23 protein-coding genes are annotated in these 24,354 nt (G+C 63.5%); 9 read left to right on the plus strand and 14 right to left on the minus strand.

Going from position 1 to position 24,354, the window contains the following annotated elements:
• Positions 1 to 69: 69 nt before the first annotated feature.
• The 5 genes from OPU69_RS07600 (at position 70) to OPU69_RS07620 (ending at position 5,766) form a co-directional block, all read left to right on the plus strand.
• A complete protein-coding gene (locus OPU69_RS07600) occupies positions 70 to 837 on the plus strand; it encodes a uracil-DNA glycosylase family protein (protein ID WP_498510138.1) in 768 nt (255 codons plus the stop codon).
• A gap of 4 nt (positions 838 to 841) precedes the next feature.
• Entirely contained in the window at positions 842 to 2,596 is a 1,755-nt protein-coding gene (locus OPU69_RS07605; protein WP_498510140.1) for a lytic transglycosylase domain-containing protein, read from the plus strand.
• 3 nt (positions 2,597 to 2,599) lie between these two features.
• Positions 2,600 to 3,127: a molybdenum cofactor biosynthesis protein B gene (moaB, locus tag OPU69_RS07610; RefSeq protein ID WP_060979579.1), complete on the plus strand. Its 528-nt coding sequence runs from the start codon at positions 2,600 to 2,602 to the stop codon at positions 3,125 to 3,127.
• Between the two features lie 146 nt (positions 3,128 to 3,273).
• Positions 3,274 to 4,359, plus strand: coding sequence for a PA0069 family radical SAM protein (locus OPU69_RS07615; RefSeq protein ID WP_498510142.1), 1,086 nt, complete (start codon positions 3,274 to 3,276; stop codon positions 4,357 to 4,359).
• A gap of 324 nt (positions 4,360 to 4,683) precedes the next feature.
• Positions 4,684 to 5,766: a hypothetical protein gene (locus OPU69_RS07620; protein ID WP_498510144.1), complete on the plus strand. Its 1,083-nt coding sequence runs from the start codon at positions 4,684 to 4,686 to the stop codon at positions 5,764 to 5,766.
• 36 nt (positions 5,767 to 5,802) lie between these two features.
• Here OPU69_RS07620 and OPU69_RS07625 read toward each other — a convergent pair whose 3' ends face one another.
• The 7 genes from OPU69_RS07625 to OPU69_RS07655 all read right to left on the minus strand — a co-directional run bounded on the left by OPU69_RS07625 (position 5,803) and on the right by OPU69_RS07655 (position 12,199).
• The gene (locus tag OPU69_RS07625) at positions 5,803 to 6,582 is read right to left on the minus strand and encodes a polyphosphate kinase 2 family protein (RefSeq protein ID WP_498510146.1); all 780 of its coding nucleotides are present in this window, start codon (positions 6,580 to 6,582) and stop codon (positions 5,803 to 5,805) included.
• A complete protein-coding gene (locus OPU69_RS07630; protein ID WP_498510148.1) occupies positions 6,579 to 7,514 on the minus strand; it encodes a tetratricopeptide repeat protein in 936 nt (311 codons plus the stop codon). The genes OPU69_RS07625 and OPU69_RS07630 overlap by 4 nt, the downstream gene beginning before the upstream one ends.
• A gap of 144 nt (positions 7,515 to 7,658) precedes the next feature.
• On the minus strand, positions 7,659 to 8,030 hold the full coding sequence (locus OPU69_RS07635) for a type II toxin-antitoxin system VapC family toxin (RefSeq protein ID WP_498510150.1): 372 nt from the start codon (positions 8,028 to 8,030) through the stop codon (positions 7,659 to 7,661).
• Between the two features lie 26 nt (positions 8,031 to 8,056).
• On the minus strand, positions 8,057 to 8,398 hold the full coding sequence (locus OPU69_RS07640) for a ribbon-helix-helix domain-containing protein (RefSeq protein WP_498510152.1): 342 nt from the start codon (positions 8,396 to 8,398) through the stop codon (positions 8,057 to 8,059).
• A gap of 47 nt (positions 8,399 to 8,445) precedes the next feature.
• The gene (gene aspS, locus OPU69_RS07645; RefSeq protein ID WP_060979589.1) at positions 8,446 to 10,227 is read right to left on the minus strand and encodes an aspartate--tRNA ligase; all 1,782 of its coding nucleotides are present in this window, start codon (positions 10,225 to 10,227) and stop codon (positions 8,446 to 8,448) included.
• Between the two features lie 131 nt (positions 10,228 to 10,358).
• Positions 10,359 to 11,870 (minus strand): FAD-binding protein, encoded by a 1,512-nt coding sequence (locus OPU69_RS07650; RefSeq protein ID WP_498510154.1) that lies wholly within the window; start codon positions 11,868 to 11,870, stop codon positions 10,359 to 10,361.
• Positions 11,870 to 12,199: a hypothetical protein gene (locus OPU69_RS07655; protein WP_066043910.1), complete on the minus strand. Its 330-nt coding sequence runs from the start codon at positions 12,197 to 12,199 to the stop codon at positions 11,870 to 11,872. Before OPU69_RS07655 ends, OPU69_RS07650 begins: the two co-directional genes overlap by 1 nt.
• Before the next feature lie 152 nt (positions 12,200 to 12,351).
• Between OPU69_RS07655 and rnd the strand changes: the two genes are divergently transcribed.
• From rnd to OPU69_RS07670, 3 genes are read left to right on the plus strand one after another with little or no spacing between them, the layout of a single operon-like run.
• A complete protein-coding gene (rnd, locus tag OPU69_RS07660) occupies positions 12,352 to 13,569 on the plus strand; it encodes a ribonuclease D (protein WP_498510156.1) in 1,218 nt (405 codons plus the stop codon).
• Complete coding sequence (locus OPU69_RS07665; RefSeq protein ID WP_060979563.1) at positions 13,566 to 14,486, plus strand: hydrogen peroxide-inducible genes activator; 921 nt, start codon at positions 13,566 to 13,568, stop codon at positions 14,484 to 14,486. Before rnd ends, OPU69_RS07665 begins: the two co-directional genes overlap by 4 nt.
• Before the next feature lie 17 nt (positions 14,487 to 14,503).
• The gene (locus OPU69_RS07670) at positions 14,504 to 15,196 is read left to right on the plus strand and encodes a hypothetical protein (RefSeq protein ID WP_498510159.1); all 693 of its coding nucleotides are present in this window, start codon (positions 14,504 to 14,506) and stop codon (positions 15,194 to 15,196) included.
• A 406-nt stretch (positions 15,197 to 15,602) separates the two neighbouring features.
• On the opposite strand, the gene pgsA is transcribed toward OPU69_RS07670, so the two are convergent.
• Entirely contained in the window at positions 15,603 to 16,154 is a 552-nt protein-coding gene (gene pgsA / locus OPU69_RS07675) for a CDP-diacylglycerol--glycerol-3-phosphate 3-phosphatidyltransferase (RefSeq protein ID WP_110298742.1), read from the minus strand.
• A gap of 164 nt (positions 16,155 to 16,318) precedes the next feature.
• Between pgsA and OPU69_RS07680 the strand changes: the two genes are divergently transcribed.
• On the plus strand, positions 16,319 to 17,644 hold the full coding sequence (locus OPU69_RS07680) for an MFS transporter (RefSeq protein ID WP_498510161.1): 1,326 nt from the start codon (positions 16,319 to 16,321) through the stop codon (positions 17,642 to 17,644).
• A gap of 6 nt (positions 17,645 to 17,650) precedes the next feature.
• Here OPU69_RS07680 and OPU69_RS07685 read toward each other — a convergent pair whose 3' ends face one another.
• The 6 genes from OPU69_RS07685 to OPU69_RS07710 form a co-directional block, all read right to left on the minus strand.
• The gene (locus OPU69_RS07685) at positions 17,651 to 17,998 is read right to left on the minus strand and encodes a DUF2794 domain-containing protein (RefSeq protein ID WP_194249927.1); all 348 of its coding nucleotides are present in this window, start codon (positions 17,996 to 17,998) and stop codon (positions 17,651 to 17,653) included.
• Positions 17,995 to 18,714 carry a serine O-acetyltransferase EpsC gene (gene epsC, locus OPU69_RS07690; protein WP_060979559.1) on the minus strand — a complete coding sequence of 240 codons (720 nt, stop codon included), beginning with the start codon at positions 18,712 to 18,714 and terminating at the stop codon, positions 17,995 to 17,997. The genes OPU69_RS07685 and epsC overlap by 4 nt, the downstream gene beginning before the upstream one ends.
• 69 nt (positions 18,715 to 18,783) lie before the next feature.
• Positions 18,784 to 20,271, minus strand: a complete 1,488-nt coding sequence (locus tag OPU69_RS07695; protein ID WP_498510164.1) for a Ppx/GppA phosphatase family protein — start codon at positions 20,269 to 20,271, stop codon at positions 18,784 to 18,786.
• Between the two features lie 13 nt (positions 20,272 to 20,284).
• Entirely contained in the window at positions 20,285 to 22,450 is a 2,166-nt protein-coding gene (locus OPU69_RS07700; protein ID WP_498510166.1) for an RNA degradosome polyphosphate kinase, read from the minus strand.
• The gene (locus OPU69_RS07705; RefSeq protein WP_498510168.1) at positions 22,431 to 23,051 is read right to left on the minus strand and encodes a P-loop NTPase family protein; all 621 of its coding nucleotides are present in this window, start codon (positions 23,049 to 23,051) and stop codon (positions 22,431 to 22,433) included. The genes OPU69_RS07700 and OPU69_RS07705 overlap by 20 nt, the downstream gene beginning before the upstream one ends.
• A 1-nt stretch (position 23,052) precedes the next feature.
• Positions 23,053 to 24,309, minus strand: a complete 1,257-nt coding sequence (locus OPU69_RS07710; protein WP_498510170.1) for a heavy-metal-associated domain-containing protein — start codon at positions 24,307 to 24,309, stop codon at positions 23,053 to 23,055.
• Between the last annotated feature and the right edge of the window lie 45 nt (positions 24,310 to 24,354).

Raw genomic sequence — 24,354 nt, forward strand, 5'->3', positions numbered from 1 at the left:
TGGCATGCCCTCTCCCGTTCACTCCAATAGCGCCGCAGCGCCCAAGTCAACCCGCTTTGGGGCATCAACGTGCTGACACCGGTTAACGATCCCCTGCGCGAGGCACAAAGCCTGATCGACTGGTGGCAGCTGGCCGGCGTGGACTGGGACTTTGCCGATACGCCCAATGACTGGTTGGCCGATGATGTGCCGCCAGTGCGTACAGCGGCGACACCGCGCCCCGCGCCTCAGCAAGCGCCGGCGGCTGGCTCGCGTGCGCCCGACGCACCCGTTGCCAAGGCGCACGCAGAACTCGTTCTGCCCGAGACGCTCGATGCCTTTGTTGCGGCATGGCGCAGCGGGTCGCTCGCGGCCGACGGCGGCGACGGCCGCCATATTGCGCCCGCGGGAAGACAGGGAGCACGGCTGATGGTCCTGACCGGCGCGCCCGAGCGTGACGATCAGGACACGGTGCTGTCGGGTCGGTCGGGCCGGCTGCTCGACATGATCGCGCGCGCGTGCGGCTTTGCGCCGGAGGATGTCTACCGCGCCTCGCTGTTCCCGCGGGTCGTTTTCGATAACCAGGCGGCGCTGCCGCATCTTGGCACCTGGACTCGCATAGCCCGGCATCATATCGGGCTGGCAGCCCCGGAAATGCTGGTGGTTGCCGGCGAAGACACCGCCAGGGCGCTGCTCAGCCACAACCCGTCGCAAAAGCTTACCGATTTGCATTTTCTTAACCATGGTGACCGAACTGTCAAAACGGTGGTCACGCGCAAGCTCAGCCTGATGTTTCATCGCATCGTGCAAGAGAAAAGCATGGCGTGGCAGCAATGGCAGAAGCTGCTCGTGGAGTAAGACCTTGCTGAAGAAAGCGCTGATCATCGCCGGGGGTGCGGCCCTGATCTCCTGCCAGCCAGCCATGGCCGAAGAATCATCCTATAGCTATTTTTCCAGTCGCGTCGCCAAGACGCAGGTGCCCGATCTGCTCTCTTCGTCCGAGCGCGACTATTATTCGCAGGTGTTCGGCGCGATCCGGGGGCAGAACTGGACCAAGGCAAGCGAACTGCTCGACAGCCGCGAAAAGGGCGTGCTGCACGATATCGCGCGGGCCGAGCTGTTCCTTGCCGCCAATTCGCCGCGTGTCGAAATGGGGCCGCTGCTCAGCTTGCTCAACGCCGCGCCAGACCTTCCGCATGCCGAGCGTCTTGCCTCGCTTGCCACCAAGCGCGGTGCGACGATCCTGCCCGACCGCCCCCAGATGGTGCGCATGGCGAATTTCGGCGGGCTGACCCGGCGGGGCAAGCCGCGCAGCGTCGCAGACGGCACGGTGCCCCCTACGCTGGCCGCGACGATCCAGGAACGCATCGTTGCCGATGATCCCGCCGGTGCCGCAGCAGCGCTGGCCGATCAGGTCGATTTCCTCAGCCCCCAGGCCCGCACCGAGCTGCAGCAGCGTGTTGCCTGGTCCTATTATCTCGAGAACCGCGATCAGGAAGCGCTCGACATGGCGCGCGCCGCGACGCTGGGTTCGGGCGAGTGGCTGGGCGAGGCGCACTGGACCGCAGGGCTCGCGGCATGGCGCCTGGGCAATTGCGCCGCTGCGCTGCAGGGCTTCGAAGGCGCTGCGGCCAATGCCTGGAACGAGGAGCAGCGCGCCGCCGGCTATTACTGGGCCTCGCGCGCCGCGACCCGCTGCCGCCGTCCCGATCTGGTCCAGCCCAATCTGCGTGCGGCCAGCCAATATGGCGAGACGCTCTATGGCGTGCTCGCGGCCGAGCAACTGGGCCTTGCCGACAGCTCGGTGCGTGCACCCGACTTCAGCTCCAACGATTGGAAGCTGCTCAAGGACCGACCCAATGTCCGCCGTGCCATCGCGCTGACGCAGATCGGCGAATCGACCCTGGCCGACCAGGTCTTGCGCCACGAAGCCCAGATTGCCGGCGATAGCGCGCACGATTGCCTGCTGCGCCTCGCGCGCGATCTGTCCATGCCGCAGACACAGATGTGGCTCGCGCAGAACGGACCGCAGGGCAGCCGCCCGGACAGCTTCGCACGCTTCCCCTCGCCGCGCTGGGTACCGGTGGAAGGCTGGCGCGTCGATCCGGCGCTGGTCTATGCGCACACCCTGCAGGAATCGAACTTCCGCAGCGATGCGCGCAGCCCCGCCGATGCGCGCGGGCTGATGCAGGTTCGACCCGGCACCGCGCAGGACATGGCGCGCGCCCGCGGGCAGTCGCTCGATACCAGCGCGCTCTATCAGCCGGCGGTGAATCTCGAATATGGCCAGCGCTATCTCGAATTCCTCAACACCCGGCCCGAGACCCAGGGGCTGCTGCCCAAGATCATCGCCGCTTATAATGCCGGGCCGCTGCCGGTCAGCCGCTGGAACGAGAAGGTGCGGGACAATGGCGATCCGCTGCTGTTCATCGAATCGATCCCCTATTGGGAAACGCGCGCCTATGTCGGCATCATCCTGCGCAACTATTGGATGTACGAAAAGCAGGCGGGCGTGAATTCCAAGAGCGCGACGGGCCTTGCGCAGGGCATGTGGCCGCGCTTTCCGCATGCCGGCGGAATCGAGCTTGTCCGGCTGGATACCGTGCAGCACAACTGAACGATGGCCATCGACGAATCGCGGGCGTTCAAGCCCATCAACATCGCGCTGCTGACCATTTCAGACACGCGCACCGCTGCCGACGACACATCGGGCGATATCCTGGCCGGGCTGATCACCGGCAAGGGCCACAAGCTGATCACGCGCGCGATCGAGAAGGACGATGTCGAGCGGCTGGTCGTCCGGCTCAACAACTGGATCGACGATCCCGAGATTGATGCGATCATCTCCACTGGCGGCACGGGGCTGACCGGACGCGACATCACGCCCGAGGCGCTCGACCGGGTGAAGGACAAGGACATTCCGGGCTTCGGCGAGCTGTTCCGCTGGCTCAGCTATCAGACAATCGGCACCAGCACCGTGCAATCGCGCGCCTGCGCGGTGCTCGCGCGCGGCACCTATATCTTCGCGCTGCCCGGATCGAATGGTGCGGTCAAGGATGGGTGGAACGGCATCCTGAGCGAACAGCTCGACAGCCGCAACCGGCCCTGCAATTTCATCGAGCTGATGCCAAGGCTGCGCGAGAAATAGTCCAGCACTCTGCCACCATCCATCGTCACCCCCGCGCGGGCGGGGGTCCCGCTTACAGCCTCCGCCAACGAATAAGCGTGATTTCCGCTTTCGCGGGAATGACCAAAGCGGTGGCATTTGTTCCTGAAATGTTCTAATCTGGACGCATGTCCGTCCACCCGCCCCCAATCAAAGGCCGAGGCGCGCCGCTGAACCGCGAGTCGGCGCGCTTCAACCTGCCGGTGCGCGAGGTCGATGGCGACTGGCTCGACCAGCGCGCCGCGATCGACGACAGCCCTGCCCCGCTGCGCACCACGGTGACGATCGAACACCCGCGCTCGATCATCTCGCGCAACACGTCCCCCGATCTTCCGTTCGACCAGTCGATCAACGCCTATCGCGGCTGCGAGCATGGCTGCATCTATTGCTATGCCCGGCCCACCCATGCCTGGCTCGATCTGTCACCGGGGCTCGATTTCGAAAGCCGCCTGTTTGCCAAGCCCGATGCGGCAAAACTGCTCCGCGCGACGCTGCGCAAGCCGGGTTATGTGCCGAAGGTCATCGCGCTCGGCACCAATACCGATCCGTATCAGCCGATCGAGGCGGACTATCGCATCACCCGATCGATCCTCGAAGTCTGTCTGGAAGCGCGCAATCCGGTGTCGATTACCACGAAGTCGGACCGGGTGCTTGCCGATACCGACCTGCTCGGCCAGATGGCGCGGCACGATCTTGTCGCGGTTGCGCTGTCGGTCACCACGCTCGACGGAGCCATGGCACGCACGCTCGAACCGCGCGCCGTCGCCCCGCGCAAACGCCTCGCCGCGATCAGGGCGCTGAGCGAAGCGGGGGTGCCCACGCACATCAACGTCTCGCCCGTCATCCCGGCGATCACCGATCACGAGATCGAGGCGCTGGTCACCGCCGGGGCCGAGGCCGGCGCGCTCTCGGCTTCCTACATCCCGGTCCGCCTGCCGCACGAGATCGCGCCACTGTTCCGCGCCTGGCTCGACGCGCATTTCCCCGATCGCGCCGCCAAGGTGATGACGATTATCCAGCAGATGCGCAACGGGCGCGACAACGATCCCGATTTCGGCTCGCGCATGCGCGGGTCCGGCCCCTGGGCCGACCTGATCCGCACCCGCTTCCGCCTCGCGGTCAAACGCGCGGGGCTCAACCAGTACAAATGGGTACTGGATGCATCGCACTTCCGCGCCCCGGCAGACGGCACGCAGGGCGAGCTGTTCGGCTAAACCGGATGCCTGCGAGAGAAAGAAGCCGCGCGTTTGCGGCTCGCGCGCCTCGCGCTGCTGATCGTTCCCGACCACGCTTCGCATGTGGACTCCGCACGGCTGTGCGCAGAAGCATGACGTCGTCCGGCGAGATGCCGATGCAAGGCCTATGCGTCGCATTGTTCAAGAGCGGACAACCAGTCCATCAGATGAAGGGGTAATCGACGTCGCGTTGTTAAATAAAAGCGAATCGGATGTGCCGCACAGCCCTCGACGTTTTCCTTCGGTTAACCATTTTACAAGGCATATTAGGTAAAATAGTCCAAAATTGCAGATAGAATTAGCATGAACCGCGTCGCCCACTCTTTATCTATGGTAATCGGACCCACATTGGTTCTGTTTGCAATGCTGGCATTTGCCACAATGAAATGGCCTTTCATTATTTTTATCGGCTTCTTTTTCCTGATCATCCCTGGAATTTTCCTGATGATGACGCCCACGCTGTTCTTGTGGATCGGTATTTTCTCTGTACCCTGGTTCACTACACGGCTGTTTCTCAGGGGTTATCGTAACGAGGGGCTGGCCACACTGCCTGCGGTCGGTATTCCTGCCGGACTGGGGCTTGCTGCATTGATCATCGTATCCTGGATCATCGTAGCGCCATCGCGATCGGCGGCAGAGGCGCGGCTGGCCAAATTCCATCTTTCCAATGTTGTGCCGCCGAGCAAGGTCAAACTGTATGGCGACGTGAAGCTGGAGACCGAGCGAAATAGTTGGGCAACGGATCGCAAGATGCAGGTCAACGGTGTGGAAGTTCTTGCATGCGACTCCAATTGTATCTGGTTGCTCTCCGATGGCGGTGCAGCCAGCGTTACGGTGAATGAAATCGGATGGCCGGTCAGTTTCGTTCGGCTGAAACACGGTAGATTCGCCTTGTCTGGAGCCGCGATGACCTATCGGCTCAGGCCGAAAGGCAAGTGCGATCCAGGCTCGCCTGAAATGCAACTCGATGATGCGCCTTACACGCTCACCGATCCGCGGGCGGCTGCCCGTTGGCGGGAGCGCGTTCTGGCGGGCCATTGTCTCCAGGCCGGCCCGGCAGCGAAGGATCAGGAGTTTGTTTTACGCGCGGGGCATTGGCTTGGGAGCTCCCCCTTTAGTAGCTATCCCGACAGCACGGTGTGGGAAAGGGTGCCGGACGGGATGGAGGCGACTTTCAGCGAAATACGCGACAAGCGCGGCAGGGTTCTGTTGCGCGACTACAGGCCCAGTGCCCAAGCGTTGGCGGTACCTCTCAGCCTTGGGGCCGAAGAAATCGGGGACGAATACGGATGGGCACGCACATATCTGCCAGAGTCGCCAGAACGCGATCCTAGACTGAAGTTTCAAAGGCTTTTTAACGCGATCGCGCCGCAGCCCACAGTCTAGTGCTTGTGATGGGAACAGCAGGCCACTGGCACATGGTTAGGATGTAAACCCAAACGCCTCGCGCGCCAGCGCCACCAGCTCGGGATCGGCATCGGGCAGCGATTTGGGCACGCTGGCCTCGAGCCGTTCGGCAATATGCGTCAGCACCGCGATGCGCGCGGCCTTCTTGCTGTTGCCGTCAAACACCTTCCACGGTGCCCAGCGCGTGTCGGTCTGGCGGAACATGTCGTGCATCGCGTCGAGATAGTCGGCCCGCTTGGCGCGATTGCGGAAATCGTCGTGCGTCACCTTCCAGCGCTTCTCGGGGACGGACAGCCGGTCGGCGAGGCGCTTGTCCTGCGTTGCCTGCGTCACATGCAGGAAAATCTTGATGATCGCGGTGCCGCCATCGACCTGTTGCGCCTCGAACTCGTTGATCTCGTCATAGCCGCGCTTCCATTCGCGCTCGCTGGCGAACTGCTCGACCCGTTCGACCAGCACGCGCCCGTACCAGGAGCGATCGAAGACCGAGATTTCGCGGCTGCCGGGCAATTTCTGCCAGAAGCGCCAGAGGAAATGCCGGTCCTTCTCGTACGGGGTCGGCGCGCTGATCGGCCAGACCTGGAAATAGCGCGGGTCCCATTCGGCGGTCATCCGCTTGATGATTCCGCCCTTGCCCGCCGCATCCCAGCCTTCCATGACGATGATCGCGCGGTGACCATGGACGATGTGCCGGGCATGCGCGTGCGACAGCCTTTCCTGCAGCCCCTTCAACGCCGCGTCATAATCGCCATCAAAGCCGGAGCCTTTCTCATAGTCGGACAGCTTGATCGTCATGAACCCGTTCCCCCCAGTCGCGCCTCGCGGGCATTGTAATCGCCTTCCGCCACCTGACGCGCCGCAATCCGGTCGAACGCCGCGCGGATCGCCGGTTCGCGTGGCAGCAGCGTCTGCGCCTGGCGGTAGCGCGTCATGGCCTCATCTAGTTCGCCGCGCTGCTCGGCGCACAGTGCGAGGTTGAACACGACCGAACTCTGACCCGGCACCTCGGTATCGAGCGCCTGCCAGATCGAACATGCCTGACCAGGGTCCCGGAAGGTTGCCTTGAGCGCATCCTTGAACCGGTTCGACTGGTCCTTGTCGAGGCCCTTGCGGCCTTCCAGCACGCGGATGGCATCGCTGCGGAATACCGGGGCGATATCGCTCCTCACTTCGTCCGCGACCTGTTCAACCAGCATCGAGACCGTATCGGGCAGGCTGCGATTGGCCTGGCGGTCGGGGCAGACCACCACCTGGTCGCTCTTGAATATCTGGCGCTGATAGACGATCGCGCCATCGTCGATCCGCGCTATGCGCAGCGAGGGGTTGAGCGAGACGATCCGACGATTGCAGCGGATCTTTACCTGCTCCTCGCGGATGCACTTGTCGTTACCGTCGCGCTCGACGCATTCCTTGCGGCTTTCCTCGACCGGCTGGTTCTGCATCTGCGCGGTGGCTATGCCGGACAGCACAGCATCGGCCGGAGCACTCGACCGTTCGGCGACCACCCGGAAATAAGGCTGGCCGTAGACGATCACCTCGTTCAGCGCGCCTTCGATCGCGAACGACAGTTCCCCGCCATCGCGCCCGCCAAAGCGTTCGACGACCAATGAACCCACCTGCGCCGCGTCACGATCGCGCGCGGGGTAGAGCGCGTCTATGGTCAGCGTCTCGGCCTGGGCGATGCCCGCGCCAGCCATCGCTGACAGAATGACCGCAAGACGAGCCACGGTGCCCGGCAATGCAAACCCTGATTTCATGCAAACGCCCCAAAATGCTGCGCTGCCGATGCAGCGCGATTCCATTGAAATGTAACACAATCCTTGCCCGAGTCATTCTGCAATGCTGTGCGCAAGGTCACCGGTCACACCGGCTCAGGCAGCCAGGCAAGGCACGCCATAAGCGCTAAACTGCGCGTCGTCGGTGATGATCGTGCAGCGCTCCGCCAGCGCTTGGGCGATGATCAGATGATCGAACGGATCGCGATGGATCAGCGGCATCGCCTCCAGCACGCGGAGATGCTCAGGTTCGAGATCAAGCACGGCGATACCCTGCCCATCCAGCGCGGCCATGACGTCAGCCCCGCTCTCCTGCATCTTGCCGATGCGGTGCTTGACCGAAATCTCCCAGGGCGAGGCCAGGCTTACCATCAACTCGTGATCGGGGTCGGCGATCAGCGCGCGCGCTTTCTGGCTCAGCCGGGGATTGTCCTGCAACCACCACAGCAGGACATGGGTGTCGAGCATCAGCCGCATCGCTCAGGCCCGAATGATCAGCCGATGGGCCAGGGCTTGTCGCTGTCCTTGCCCTCCATGGCGTCGATCAGCCATTGTGGAGTCTCGTTGAAATCTTCCGCCATATGAATCTTGCCCCGCAACGCGCCCGGCTGCCGGGGCTTTTTCAGCGGTACGAAATCATCGGCAGAAGGAACGGCGGCATAGGGCATCGGCATTTCGCGCACTCCGACTGAGGGCGCGGATGCGGGGGCATCGCCCGCTGCGACACCCTGCAGATACGCCTTGACCATGGCCGAAAGCGACGTGCCCAGCTCGGCCGCGCGGATGCGGGCGAGCCGGTGCGTCTCGTCGTCGAGCGCGATGGTCACGTTCTTCATGACCATCACAGTAACACAGTTTCACAGTTTTTGCAATCAGCCCTGGGTCAGCTCTTCTGGGGCTCGACCACCCGGATGTTGAGCTCACGCAACTGCTTGAGGTTCACCGGCGAGGGTGCCCCCATCATCAGGTCTTCGGCCTTCTGGTTCATCGGGAACAGCACGACCTCGCGGATATTGGGTTCGTCGGCGAGCAACATCACCATGCGGTCGACGCCCGGAGCCGATCCGCCGTGCGGCGGCGCGCCGTACTTGAACGCGTTGAGCATGCCCGAGAAGTTCTTCTCGACATCTTCCTTGGTGTAGCCGGCAATCTCGAATGCCTTGTACATGATGTCCGGACGATGGTTGCGGATCGCGCCGGAGGACAGTTCGACGCCGTTGCACACGATGTCATACTGCCAGGCGAGGATATCGAGCGGGTCCATCGTCTCCAGCGCCTCCATCTCGCCCTGCGGCATCGAGAAGGGGTTGTGGCTGAAATCGATCTTCTTGGCATCCTCGTCATATTCGAACATCGGGAAATCGACGATCCAGCAGAACTTGTAGACGCCCTGCTCGATCAGTCCGAGCTGCTCGCCAACCCGCGTGCGCGCCGCGCCTGCCAGCTTGGCGGCCTGCAGCTCCTTGCCCGCGGCAAAGAACACGCCATCATTGGGGCCAAGGCCGAGCTCGGCGATCAGCTTGGCCGTGCCTTCCTCGCCATGGTTCTTGGCGATCGGACCACCGGGCACGCCATCCTTGATGTTGATATAGCCAAGGCCCGCATGACCTTCGCTGCGCGCCCAATCGTTCATGTCGTCGAAGAACTTGCGGCTCATCGCGCCCGCGCCGGGAGCGGGAATCGCGCGCACCTTGCCGCCGCTGCCCACGATCTTGTCGAACAGGCCGAAGCCCGATCCGACGAAATGCTCGGTCACATCGCTGATTACCAGCGGGTTGCGCAGATCGGGCTTGTCCGACCCGTATTTCAGCATGGATTCCCGATAGGGAATGCGCGGGAACGTGCCGGCAGGCGTCACATGCTTGCCGCCCGAGAATTCCTCGAACACACCAGCGAGCACCGGCTCGAGCGCCGCGAACACATCGTCCTGCGTGACGAAGCTCATTTCGAGGTCGAGCTGGTAGAATTCGCCGGGGCTGCGGTCGGCGCGCGCATCTTCGTCGCGGAAGCACGGCGCGATCTGGAAATAGCGGTCGAACCCTGCGACCATCAACAGCTGCTTGAACATCTGCGGGGCCTGGGGCAGCGCGTAGAACTTGCCCGGGTGCACGCGGCTGGGCACCAGATAGTCGCGCGCGCCTTCGGGCGAGGAAGCGGTCAGGATCGGCGTCTGGAACTCGGTAAAGCCCTGTTCGACCATGCGACGACGAAGCGATGCGATGACCTGCGAGCGCAGCATGATGTTGCGGTGCAGGCGTTCGCGGCGCAGATCGAGGAAGCGGTAGCGCAGTCGGATATCCTCGGGATATTCCTGCTCGCCCGCGACCGGCATCGGCAGCTCTTCGGCAGCGGACTGGATCACGACCTCGGCGGCGCGCACCTCGATCTCGCCGGTCGGCAGATTGGCATTCACCGTCTCGGGCGAACGTGCGACGACGGTTCCGGTCACCGTGACGACGCTTTCGACGCGAAGCCGCTCGAGCGACGCAAAGGCCGGGCTGTCGCTGTCGGTCACGATCTGGGTCAGCCCGTAATGGTCGCGCAGGTCGATGAACAGCAGATTGCCATGGTCGCGCTTGCGATGAATCCAGCCCGACAGGCGGACCTGCTGACCAACATCGGAAGCGCGAAGCGCGGTGCAGCTGTGAGTGCGATATGCGTGCATGAGAACCATGGATCCTGATCGAAAATGGGCGATGATGAGCCTGCCCAATAGCAAGGCCAGCCGATAGCGCGGCTAACACCGTGCCGGTGCGCTTTTGTCAAGCTTTCAGCGCGATCGCGTCCCCGTCCGGATCAGTCGATCAGCCCCAGATGCACCAATGAATCGGAACGGAACACGGCTATATCGGAAGGATCGGGCATCAGCCGGCGTTGCGCGACACGGAAGCGGCGATAGTCATCGCCATAGTCGCGGGCGATGCGCATCGCATCAAGATCGTTGGTTTTGCCCCAATGGCGGGTGAAACGAATACCCAGCGCATCGAGCTTCGCCACCACCGCGCGATAGCTGCGATGGCTGACATCGCTGCGTGGGCCATCGAAATCGATCACGACATTGCTGTCGAAACGCGCCGGGGCGAGCAGCCCGGCAGCGCGCTGCATGAAGCGCAGCGTCACCACCGTCCCTCCCCCGCCGCTCAGAAACGCCTCGATCAGCGGATCGAAGGCGCGTTCCAGATCGGACCGCAGCATCGTCACCGATCCGTTGAACAGATTGGCGATCGGATTGTGCGGCTCGGTGGTATGCCCCCAGGTGGCGATCGCTTCGGGATCATGAATGTCGCGCTGCACCGCATAGCCAGCGCGCATCGCAAGCTGCAGGATGTCCGCGCGGAGCAGATCGATCCCCGCCATCGCCTTGCCGATCAGGGTCAGCGCATCATAGCCCGCGCCGGTCAGCGGACGCGGAGGCGGCGGGATAGCGGGGTCGAAATCGCGCAGATAGAGCATGCGCAGCAGCGCGTCCTTTTCGAACGGGGCGAAGGGGTTGAGGATTACCTGAAGGAAGTGCGGCTCCTCGTTCAACCCGAACGCGCGGGAGAAGCCGCGAAAGTCGCCCTCGGCCAGGCGCGAGATATCCTCCCGCTCGATGCGCGCGCGCTTCTGGATGTTGCGCACCATGTATATGGGTACGCATTCGATCACCATCGCGGTGATGAAGCCCATCGCGCCGACGGCGACCTGACAGGCCGCAAAAACGTCGTCATCGCGAAAGATCGTGCTCCCGGTCGCCGCAACGAAATCCGGCGACATCACGGGCCGGTGCGGCTCGACCCAGAATATTCCAGAGGGTGTCACCACCTGGACCGCACGGATATGATCCTGAATTCCGCCTGCATCCAGAACGCTGCCATGCGTGCCGGTCGCGCAGGCGCCAGCCCAGGTCTGGCCATTGCTCGCACCGCCGGTGCGCAAACTCAGGCCCAGCTCCTCGGCGCAATCATTGACCTCGTCGACGGTGGCCCCCGCCTGGACCAGCATCAACCGTGACGGATCGGTCCCCCGAACCACATCCTGCGCGGTGAGGCCGAAGCAACGGTTGATCCGCCGCGTCTCGACCAGCCAGCCCCCCTTAACGATCGTGATCGGCGATGGTGACCAGCCAGCGCCAAGCGGACGCAGTCGCGCCCCGCACCGGCTGGCGTCCTGTAGCAGGGCCAGCACATCCGATGCCACCTCGCGAAGGACGTCGCGCCCGCCCTCGCGCTCGCTGTTCAGCAGTTCGATAAGGTCGCCGAGCTCTGCCGATTCCGTGCCGTGATAATTGACCCAGTGACGCGGGCCATGGCGCAAAGGACGGGGCATCAGGTTCCACCGACCGGGCTGTTGCCCGAATGCAGACGGTAATCGATATTCACCCGGCGCACGAAGCCCAGCGTTATCAGCGACAGCAGAATCTGCCCCAGGCTCATCGAAAAGCGCATGTCGTTGATCCCGTGCCCGACCGGATCGGAGATACAGGCGCTTCGCCCGGCCCGCGTTGCAAAGCCCCAGGCCAGTATTGTCAGCACCTCGCGATCACCCCCTACGGGCCGGGAGTTTTCCAGCACGAGAAATGCGTCACCACCCTGCGCCAGCAACTGGCCGATTAAAGCCAATGCCAGAACAACGATGATCAGCTGATACACCCACATGCTTGCCCCCGGCATTCACGAATACGGACGTTTACATAGACGGGGATGCCGTGATTCTCAAAGATACCAATTTGTTATTCTCATCCAATACGGATTGATTGCGGACTTGCGCGATTATTTGCGGCGGCAGGCACAGGCTGTATAGGTTGCCCATGAAAATCCATCCGCTGATTACCGACACCGATTCCCTCGCGCAGCTGTGCGATCGCCTTGCGCAATCCGATTTCGTCGCGGTCGACACCGAATTCATGCGCGAGAACACCTATTGGCCCGAACTGTGCCTGGTGCAGATCGGCAATCTGGAAGAGGCAGCGGCGATCGATCCGAAGGCGCCTGGGCTCGACCTCGGCCCCCTTCTCGACCTGCTCACCGAAAACCACGATGTGCTGAAGGTCTTCCATGCAGGACCGCAGGATATCGAAATCATCTTCAACCTGACCGGCAAGACCCCGTCCCCGCTGTTCGACACGCAGGTCGCGGCGATGGCGCTCGGTCAGGCCGAGCAGATCGGCTATGCGAACCTGGTGGAAAGCTGGCTGGGGCTGACCGTCGACAAGGGTGCGCGCTTTACCGACTGGTCGCGCCGACCGCTCGAAGCCCGGCAGATCGACTATGCGATCGGCGATGTCACGCATCTGGCGAAGATCTTCCCCAAGATGCTCGACAAGCTGCGGCGCACCGGGCGCGGGGCATGGCTCGATATCGAGATGGAAAAGCTGGGCGATCCGCGCCAGTACAAGCCGGATCCCGACACCCTCTGGCAACGCATCCGCCCGCCGAGCCGCAGTGCGCAGGTCCTGGGCCGGATGCGCGCGCTCGCCTGGTGGCGCGAGACCGAGGCGCAGGACAAGAACCTGCCGCGCGGCCGCATCATGAAGGACGAGACGCTCGCCGATATCGCCGCGCATCCGCCATCGACCCAGGCGGAACTTGGCAAGGTGCGCGGGCTTTCCGGTGCCTGGCGCGAGAACGATATCGGCGCGAGAATGATGGACGCGCTGTTCGCCGCGCGCCCGCTGACCGCTGCCGAAATGCCGCCCAAGAGCCCGCGCGGGCCTGCACTGGGAAAGGAAGGCGCGCTCGTCGCTGACCTGCTCAAGCTGCTGCTCAAGATCCGCTCGCGCGAGATTGATGTCGCAGCGCGCTTGCTGGCGCGCAGTGACGATCTGGAAGCACTGGCTGCGGGCGTGCGCAAGGGCCTGCCTATCCTCGAAGGCTGGCGGTTCGAGCAGTTCGGGCGCGATGCGCTGGCTCTGGTCGAAGGGCGCATGGCCTTTGCGATCGCCGATGGCCGGATCAAGATGACCCGCACCGAACTGGTGGCCGAACCCGAAGATCTGGTCGCCGCCGCACTGGCGGAGCAGCCATGACCTCGTACCTGCCCACGCTCAAGCAGCTGCAATATCTGGTGGCGCTCGAAGAGCATGGGCATTTCGGCAAGGCGGCAGACGCCTGTTTCGTGACGCAATCGACGCTATCGGCGGGTCTTCGCGAGCTGGAGACGCTGCTGGGCGTGGTTCTGGTCGAGCGCACCCGGCGCGTCGTTCGTTTCACGCCGCTCGGCAACAAGGTCGTCGCCAAGGCGCACCGCATCCTGCGCGAGGCGGAGGAGTTGGCCGATCTCGTTCGCTCGTCTGGCAAGCCACTTTCCGGCGACCTCAGGATGAGCGTCATTCCGACCATTGCGCCCTTCCTGCTGCCCCGGCTGCTGCCGGGCCTTCGGCGCGAACAGCCCGAATTGAAGCTTTTCCTGCGCGAGGAAGTCAGCGGCGCAGCGGTCGAATCGCTGCACCATGGCCAAGTCGATTGCGTGCTGCTCGCGCTCCCCTTTCCGGCGGGCGATGTCGAGCACGAACTGCTGTTCAGCGACCCGCTTTACGTCGCCTTTCCCAAGGACGACCCGCGCGATCCGCCCGAAAAGGTCGCGCCCGAACTGATCGACGAATCGCGGCTGCTGCTGCTCGAGGACGGTCACTGCCTCAAGGACCACGCGCTTGCCGCGTGCAACCGGCCCGAATTGCGCGCCAGCGCGATGATGTTCGGCACCTCGCTGCATACGCTGGTACAGATGGTGGACAACCGTCTCGGCCTTACCCTGCTGCCGCAGATTGCGATCGATGCCGGGATCCTGAACAACACCGATGTCGTCGCGCGGCCCCTCCTCGCCGAACATGCCGCGCGCGACATCGCGATCATCTGGCGCCGCAACAGCCCCAGAGCAGAAGAATTCCGCATGCTCGCCGACATCCTGCGCCGTGGCCATGCCGAAGGGAAATGCGCGGGCTGAGTCAGAGAGGCAGAGTAATGGGCGTTTGGCGAACGATCGGCGGCACTTTGCTGGCTGCTGCTGCGGCGCTGGCATTGTCAGGCTGCGCTGAGATGTTCCCCTACCGCTATCGCTTTGAGCTCACGGTAGAAGTCGACACGCTTCAAGGGTTGCGGAAGGGGGCGAGCGTTTACGAAGTCTGGGCGAACAACAAGACTGCGCTTCTGCCCGAGGAAGCAAGCCGCGACTGGGGCGTCAGGGGTGAAGCCGTTGCGGTGGACCTCCCGAACGGCCAGACACTGTTCGCGCTTCTAAAGACGAATGCCAAGCATGGCGACTTGGCAGGCCTTTCGATGACGGCGCTCGATCCAGCCTTTCAAAACGATATCGTCGAAAGCGCCGCGCGTATTGCGTCCGGAAAAGGCGTGAAGCGGCAAGCGGAGGTCGCGCCGCAGGACTATCCGATGCTGGTGACCTTCCGCGACCTGGCCGATCCGGCGTCGGTCCAGGCTGTGAACCTCGCTGATTTCGCTTCGGTATTTGGGCCGGGTTACGCTTTGCGCCGCATTACGGTGCAGATAACGGATATAAATTTTGCCTCGAGTTTACAAGAGAGGCTTCGATGGTTGGGACGCTACCCAGAGCCAAGTCTTAATCCAAATCATGATCCTAGGGATTTTAGCTTATCTGCCAGATTGCATCACGGTGACTTTCGTCGAGGAGAGAAATGATGGATCGTAATCTGCTCTTAGCCATCCTCTCCATGGATACGTATAATCGCAGTTATGGGCAGGGCGTTATATTGCACCTTGGGGATTTGACGACGGGTCAGGATGAAGCTGGGCGTCAAATCGGGAATGCGACAATCTTAAACGTGGACTTACCGACAGGTCCAGTATCAGCCAACCTCTACGCGATCGTAGGACATGACAGGCGTGGCAGGGTTCTCCGCTGGCCAGACGGTGATCGCCTATTGCGGCACCGATGCCAATCTGGCCGATCGCTGTGGAACCGGTAAAGACGGCTGCAACGGGGCTTCTTCCTTATAGGGTTGGATTGCAGAAGCGGATGCTACCCGCCGCTTGGGTCGGGACTCTGCTTCATTAAATGATTCGCGCAGCAACCAACCTGCCGCATTCAATCCATGTGCTTCAGGCCGACGCGCAGATAGTCCCAGCCGGTGACCAGCGTCAGCAGGGCCGCGGTCCATAGCGCGGCGAGGCCCAGATGCTGCATCCACAGCTGATCGGGGAATCCGCCGGAAAAGATGAGCGTGCCGAGTGCGAGCAGCTGCAGCGTCGTCTTCCATTTGGCGAGCTGCGACACCGGAACCGATACCTGCAGCCCGGCGAGAAATTCGCGCAGTCCCGATACGGTGATCTCGCGCAACAGGATGATCAGCGCCGCAATGACGTGCAGGCCGTGGATATTGCCGTTGGCGCAGAGAATCAGGATGACCGCCGCCACCATGATCTTGTCGGCAATCGGATCCAGGAAGATGCCGAGCCGCGACACAGCACCCTGCGCGCGGGCGAGATAGCCGTCGAAATAATCGGTAATGCCCATCAGGCAGTAGACGACGAATCCCAGCAGATAGCCGGTCGCCCATTCGGGCCACCACAGCAAGGCGGCCAGCAGCGGCACGGTGACGATCCGCGAGAGCGTCAGAATATTGGGCACGGTAAGCATAAGCTGCACGCCTCATAACCGGATTATCCGACAATGGAAATGGCTTGACCGTCTGCCCCATGAACCCGATACGGCGGCCAGGGCTTTTCGTATCGCCGCTCGCCCGCACAGGGCAGGCCGGATGGCGGAAGGTCTTGCGGGCAAACCACCGAGGAACACTCAGCATGGCTTCAGCTGGCGCGCTTTTGAACAAGAGGCGCTTTCTCCCCCTGTTCGTGACCCAGCTGCTCGGCGCGTTCAACGACAATCTCTACAAGAACGCGATGGTGCTGTTCGTCGTCTACAGCGTCTATAATGACGAGACGGCGGAAACCTGGTTCAGCGCGATCGCGACCGCGATCGTCATCCTGCCGTTCTTCCTGCTCTCCGCGCTGGCAGGCCAGCTCGCCGATACCCGCGACAAGGCGGTGATCATCCGCATCGTCAAGTTCTGCGAGATCATCATCATGCTGGTCGGCGGGACCGGACTGTACATGGCCTGGGCGGGTCTGGCGGTGCACACCATCGCCATCCCGCTGATGATGCTCGCGCTGTTCGCGATGGGCATCCACTCGACCTTTTTCGGCCCAATCAAATACGCCATCCTGCCGCAGCACCTGAACGATGAGGAAGTGCTAGGCGGCACCGGTCTGGTCGAGGCGGGAACCTATATCGCCATCCTGCTCGGCACCATCCTGGCGGGATGGATTCCGGTCGAGGTCGCGGGCGTCGCCGTCGTTCTTACGGCGATCATCGGCTATTTCACCGGGCGGCAAGTGCCCCCTGCCCCGCCGATGACCGAGGCGACCAGGCTCGATTTCAACTTCATCCGCGCGTCCATCGCGCTGATCAAGGCAACAACGCGGGTACGCCGCGTGTTCCTGGCGATCGTTGCCATCAGCTTTTTCTGGACGATCGGTGCAGTGCTGTTCATCCAGTTCCCGCCGCTCGCCAAGAACGTGCTGACCGCGAGCAAGGAGGTCGCGAGCCTGTTTCTCGTGGTGTTCTCGGTCGGCGTCGCGATCGGATCGGTGGCGATCAACGCGCTGCTCAAGGGCACCGTCTCGGCCCGATACTCGCCGGTATCGGTGATCGTGATGGGGCTGTTCGTCGTCGCCTTCTTCTTCGTCTGCCGCCAATGGGTGCCCGATGAACCCGGATCATTGTTCAGCGTCGGCGAATTCGTAACGCACCCGATGGCGATTCCGCTGCTGGCCTCGCTACTTGGTATCGCAGTTGCCGGTGGCATGTTCGTCGTGCCGCTCTATGCGTTTCTCACCACCACGGTGCACAAGAGCGAGGCGGCGCGCACGATTGCGGCCAACAATATCGTCAATTCGGGCGCGATGGTAATCGGCTCGCTGATCGCGATCGGCCTCAGCGTCGCGGGGGTCGATGTGATCTATCAGCTGCTGCTCAGCGCCGCGATGTGCGTCATCGCCGCCTGGCTAGGCCAATTGCTCCACAAGGCGAGCCTGGAACCGCACGGCGAGCACGAATTTGACGTCTGATAGAGGCTAATCGACGACGCGAACCAGCTTGCGCTCGAGCGGCGCCAGCACGCCCGACAGTTCGTGCCCGCGTTTCAGCACCGCGCCGCCCTCGCCCACCAGCGCCCATTGGCCCTGCTTGCGGCGCAGCGCAGGACGCTTTTCGATGCGATATTCGGGCCGCTCGGTCGCCCGGCGGAAGGCAGAGAACACCGCGGCATCGCGGCCCAGGTCCATCGCATAATCGCGCCACAAGCCGGCGGCGACCATACGGCCATACAGGTCGAGAATGCGGCCAAGCTCCTCCCGGTCGAAACCGACCTGGCCCGGGGCTCCCGGCACCGGAAAGAGCGAAACGTTGCCGCCGATGCTCAAGCAGCGGTCCCGCTGTCGCGGTCAGGCTCGGCAGGCCGCGCGGCGCGACGAGCCTCGTCGCGCTCGTCGATCAGCTGCGCGATCCTCTCCTGCATCTGGCGAATCTCGCACTGGAGCAGTTCGAGCTTTTGCGTATTGGGATCGAAGGTCTGGCTGCACGGCGTGCCATATTGCACGAACCCGCGCTGTTTTTCGGCAGCGTCGACCGGCGTCGGCCGCGCTGGAATGCCGACCATCACCGATCCCGGAGCGACATCCTTGGTCACCACCGCATTGGCGCCGATGCGGGCGCCCTTGCCGACGGTCACAGGGCCCAGGATTGCCGCGCCCAGGCTGACGATGACATCGTCCTCAATCGTCGGATGGCGCTTGCCGCCTACGCCATCGGTGGGGTTGCGCCCGCCCAGCGTCGCGCCCTGATAGATCGTGACATTGTCGCCGATGACGGCGGTCTCACCGATGACGACGAAGCCATGATCGACAAAGAAGAACTTGCCGATCTGCGCGCCCGGATGGATGTCGATCGCCGTCAGAAAGCGCGAGATATGGTTGACCAGCCGGGCGAGGAAATACAGCTCTCCGGTAAACAGCCAGTGCGCCACGCGGTGCAGACCTAGCGCAAGCACACCCGGATAAAGCAGGATTTCCCAGCGGGAGCGCGGAGCAGGGTCGCGCACGCGGATCGAGTCCAGATATTCGCTCAGTGCGCCGAACATGCGCCATCCCTTTGCAGCTGCGTTTGCCGCTAGATAAACCCTGGCCTGGCGTTTTACCAGTAGGGCCGCTCAGATTGCGACGGCGCGTAGCCCGAGAAACTGCGCCAGACGCCGATGGCGGCGCTCGACCACCTCGCCCATCAGGGCCTTGTCGCGCGGTTCCAGCACCAGTTCGAGCGCGTCGCCATTGCGCTGCAACCGCGATCGACGCAAGACATCGTGCGTGCCCGCCGCGAGCCTTTGCGCCAGGCGCATCGCCAGTCCCCAACCGATCGCCCGGCTGAGCATGGCATCCGATGCGACATGGCGTTCGAGCGGGAACGGACGCGGCCCACCGCCGAAATTGGTATAGAGCGCCTGGCCGATCATCGACCGCCCGATGACATCAATGCCGACCCAGTTGCCGTGCAGCGCGATTTCCAGCCCGCGTTCGGCCCGGAAATCGGGGCTCGCCTGCCAGGCGACATCGGACAGGTGGCACGCCGCCATCAGCCAGCGCTGCCATTCGGACGGGTCGTCGCCGAACACCGGCGATATCCAGTCGAACAGCGGGCGCGCATCCTCGCCGAAGCGCGATTGCAGCTGGCCGAACCGCTCGGTGGCGACGAGCAGCGGATCGCGCTGGCGTACCTCCGGGTCCATCCGGGCGTAGAGCAGGCCTTCGCGCAGGCCGAAGGACGACAGCACGAAGGCGCTGGGCTTCACCAGGTCTCGCATCATCCGGAGTAGCGCTATCGCGTCGGGCAGCGTCTCGATGCGCGACGGTGCCAGCCCGGTGGCCTGGCGCAGTGCATCCCGCTCCATGCTGCGATAGCCCGCCAGCACCTTTTCGGGCCGGGCGACATCGATACGGTATTGGTGCAGCACCTTGAGCGGATAGGCCGTCAGGTGCATGTCGAGCCGCCCGAAAGCGCGCCAGGAGCCGCCGACGAGATAGAAGGGCTTGCCCGGATGCGCGGCGAGCCACGGATAGGCCGCCACCATCTTCTTGAACGTGCGCGACAGCGCCGCCGAATCGCCGCGACGGATGGCGGCCGCACGCAGCACGCCGAGCGGCAGCGTCGCGGTATCAAGCACCTCGCCACCGGCGACGCGCGCAAGATCGAGGCTGCCGCCGCCCAGGTCTCCGACAATGCCGTCAGCATCCGGAATGGCCGAAATCACGCCCAGGCCCGCCGTGCGCGCCTCGTCATCGCCCGACAGGATCGTGATATCCAGACCCAGCGCCTCGACCTTGCGGGTGAATTCCTCGCCATTGCCGGCATCGCGCACCGCCGCGGTCGCCACGCACACGGTCTCGTCGACATCCATTTCGCGCGCGACGATCCGAAAGCGTTCGAGCGCCTGGATCGCGCGCGCCATCGATGGCTCGTCGATCATGCCGGTCTCCGCCAGCGAACGCCCCAGCCCCGCCATGACCTTCTCGTTGAAGATCAGCGCCGGATTGCGCCGCGGTCCGGAGAACACCACCAGGCGTACCGAGTTCGAGCCGATATCGATGATCGCGGTCCGATAGAGGTGAACCGGCTGGTTCTGCTTGCGAATGAAGAAATTCACGACGACGTCCGGCTCAATCGATCTTCGCGGCGCGTCGGTGCAGGCTGAGCTTGGGCACGTCCTCGCTATGCTTGAGCGCCTTGCCACGACCCGACAGCGATGGGTTGGTCATGAAATAGCGATGCAGATTGAACGGCTTGTCCTCGGTTCTTACGCGATGATAGCAACCATCGGCATCCAGTTCCCAGCTCTGTTCATTATCGAGCAGATTGGCAACCATGACCTGTTCGAGCACCTGATCGTGCACCGTCGGGTTCTCGATCGGCAGCATGTACTCGACGCGCCGATCGAAGTTGCGCGGCATCCAGTCGGCCGAACTGATGAAGACCTTCGCCTTGTCATTGGGCAGCGCATCGCCATTGCCGAAGGCCCAGATGCGGCTGTGCTCGAGAAACCGCCCGACGACCGACTTCACCCGGATATTGTCCGACAGACCGGGCACGCCAGGGCGCAGGCAGCAGATGCCGCGAATGACGAGCTCGATCTGAACCCCGGCGCTGCTCGCCGCATAAAGCTTCTCGATCATCGCCGGGTCCACCAGCGAGTTCATCTTGGCCCAGATCGCTCCGATCCGCCCGGCCCGCGCCTCTTCCATCTCGTGATCGATCAGCGCGATCAAATCCTGGCGCAGGTCACGCGGCGACATGGAGAGCAGTTCGAGCTGCTCGGGTTCGACATAGCCGGTGATATAGTTGAACAGCTGCGCCGCATCGCGCCCGGCACGCGGATCGGCCGTGAAGAAGCTGAGATCGGTATAGATGCGCGCTGTGATCGGGTGGTAGTTGCCGGTGCCGAAATGGCAATAGGTGCGGAATCCCTCGGGCTCGCGCCGCACGACCATCGAGATCTTGGCGTGGGTTTTCCACTCGATAAAGCCATAGACCACCTGGACGCCGGCGCGTTCGAGCGCGCTGGCCCAGAGCAGATTCTGCTCCTCGTCAAACCGGGCCTTGAGCTCGACCACGGCCGTGACCGACTTGCCCGCCTCTGCCGCCGCGATCAGCGCGTTGATCACCGCCGACTGCTTGCCAGCGCGGTAGAGCGTCTGCTTGATCGCCACGACATCGGGGTCAGCAGCGGCTTGCTTCAGGAACGCAATGACCACCTCGAAGCTTTCATAAGGGTGGTGGACAACAATGTCCTTGCTTCGGATCGCTGCAAAACAATCGCCATTATGCTCGCGAATTCGCTCGGGAAAACGCGGCGTATAGGCCGGAAACTTGAGATCGGGGCGACCCTCGTCGACCAGCGCAGCGAGATCGCCGATGCCCAGAAAGCCATCATCCGACGACTTGTTGCCGCCCTCGTGCAGCAGATTGTCGTCGAGCAACTGGGCCAGCCCCTTGTCCATCAGCCGCGATGTCTCCAGGCGGATCACCTGCCCCCGCCGCCGGCGTTTCAGCGCCGTGCGGAAATAGAGCACCAGGTCCTCGGCCTCTTCCTCGACCTCGATATCGCTGTCACGGATGATGCGGAACAGGCCCGAGCCGCGCACATCATAGCCCGGAAAAAGCTTGTCGGCGAACGCCACCACGATCTTCTCGAGCGCCAGATACAGGCCCCGCCCCCCGGCAATGCGCAGGAAACGCGGCATGGTGGCCGGAAGCATCACCAGTTCGCGCACCGTCTTGCCATCCGACCGGCGCTTGAGATCGAAGATCAGGCTCAGCCCCTTGTTGGGGATGAAGGGAAAAGGATGCGCCGGATCGAGCGCCTGCGGGGTGAGCACCGGGAAAATCTGGGTCACAAAATGCTCGCGCAGCCAGGCGCGGTCGGTTTCGCCGAGATCCTCGACATTGGCCTCTACAACGCCGGTATCGGCCAGCAGCGTCCGCAATTCGCTCCACACGCGCTGCTGCTCGGCATTCAGCCGGTCGACCGCGCGTTCGATCGCGGCAAGCTGCTGCACCGGCGTGCGTCCGTCGGCCGAGCGCTCCTCGACATGCTGCGCGACCTGACCCACCAGCCCGGCTACGCGAACCATGAAGAATTCGTCGAGATTGTTACCCGAGATCGAGAGAAAGCGCAGCCGCTCGAGCAGCGGATGGCGCGGATTGCAGGCCTCTTCAAGCACGCGATCGTTGAACGCCAGCCAGCTCAGTTCACGGTTGAAATAGCGGCGTTGCGATTCGGAAGAACCTGCCGGTTTCGCTTCGATCTCAGTCGGTTGGGCTGCCATCGGTTCCTGCCAGTTTCGCCAGTGCCTCGCGCACCAGTCTTTGGCCGATCGGGCGCTGCATTGCCAGCGCCATCTCGTCGATCGTGCGCGCGAGATCGCGAATGGCGGGATAGGATCGCTCGGTGCGCAACGCAGCGTAATGCGCCAGGCCATCGGGCAAGGCGAGCCCGGCGCGTGCGAGCAGCTTCTGCAACAGCAGCTGCGCCATCTCCTCGTCGGGCGGCGGAATCTCGATGAGCAACGATGCGCCCAGGCGCGACAGCAGATCGGGCAGCTTGATGCCCCATTCCCCCGGCGGCTTGCTTGCGGCAAACAGCACCGGCAGCCCTTGCGTCTGCGCCCGGTTCCAGGCGTGGAACAAGGTCTCGTCACTCTCGCCATCGGCATTGTCGATAAAGTCACCGCCAGACCCTGCGGCAAAGGCCCTGCCGATCACGGTCTTGCCTGCGCCCGACGGGCCGACCAGCACGGCCGCGCCAAAGGGCAGACGGGTCCAGTCGAACAGCCGGTCGATCGCCGCACGGTTGGAGGCGGTGACCAGGAATTCGCTGTCACCGTCCGGTCCGGCTGCCGCAAAGGGCAGAGCGAACTGGCGCGTCATGTCATCCGCCGCCAGGTGCCGGGGCCGCGCGCGAGATTCGCAGCACCCCGGGCCCCTGCTGGACACGATAGCCGCGCGCCTCGAGCGCACCGCGCAGCGCATCGATATCGATCTGCGCATTGACCTGCATCACCGAGGTGCCCCCGAGCGCCAGGCTGGCGGTACTGGCCGAGGTGACGCCGGGAATGCCGCGCACCAGGCGTTCGCCCGCCTGTACGGCCGCCACATCCGGGGTGTCGAACTGGATCGAGATGATCTGCGCGCCCGTGGTCAGCCCGCCAGACTCGACGGGAATGTCCTCTGCCAGCGTGTCGTCGAGCATCTCTTCCACGACCTCGACCGGCTTCTCGATGATCAGCGACGAATCGGGGCGGAGCTCGCCCGAACGCACGGCACCGGCATAGATGCGATCGAGCCGCTTGATGCCCTGATCGAGCATCGCGGCCAGGCCATCGCTGTTGCGGGCCTTCAGCGTGAAGCTGCCCAGCAAGCGGCTGTCCGGCCCGAAGCGCGCGGCAAAGCGTCCGGTGATCGGGCCGCCGGGATATTGCCGTTCAACCTGGACCACCGGGATGACGACATCGGCAGCGCCGAACTGGTCGAGAATGAGGCGCCACCAGGTGCGGCTGCGGCGTCCGGTCTGCGCGGCGTTGACCAGCAGCGAATCCGCGCCCGATCCGTAAGGGCGGATATAATCGACGATGCTCTCGGCGGTGCGATAACGCGCCCAGGCCGCCTGCCAGGGCGTGCGGTTCTCGAAGGTCTGCGCAGAGCCGCCGCTGATATAGATGGGCACCACCAGCATCGGCGCCGATCGGAGCACCGATCCACTGACGCCGAGCAGCTCACCGGCGCGTGCGCGATCGAACAGCACACCCAGGGTGGCGATATAGCGGCGCGGGCCGATCTGCTCGTTTTCGACGACGATCGCCGAGACGATGCCGTCGAGCGCCGAATCGCTGAGCTTGGGGGCAGCGCCCGAGCGGTTCATCTGCGCCCACAGCTTCTGCCAGCCCTTGCGCTGCGCATCGCGCCAGGCGTTGGAGCGGGCTTCGTCGGCATTCTTGCCCGAGCCGTCGACCTTGACCCCGCTCACTTCGAAATCGCCGCCGCTGGCGATCGGCGGAATACCGCGATCACCCTCGATCTGGGCATAGACCAGCGCGCCCGCGCCAAGCAGCAGCGCGAACAGGGCGAAGGCGATCCAGACGCGAGAAATTCTGGGCGCCGGACGTTGCAGGGGCAGGCTGGTGATCAATGTATCCTAGCTTCAAACAACCGCGCGAAAACGAGCTTGTCGCCC

It is taken from the genome of Blastomonas sp. 34TW (genome assembly GCF_059803595.1).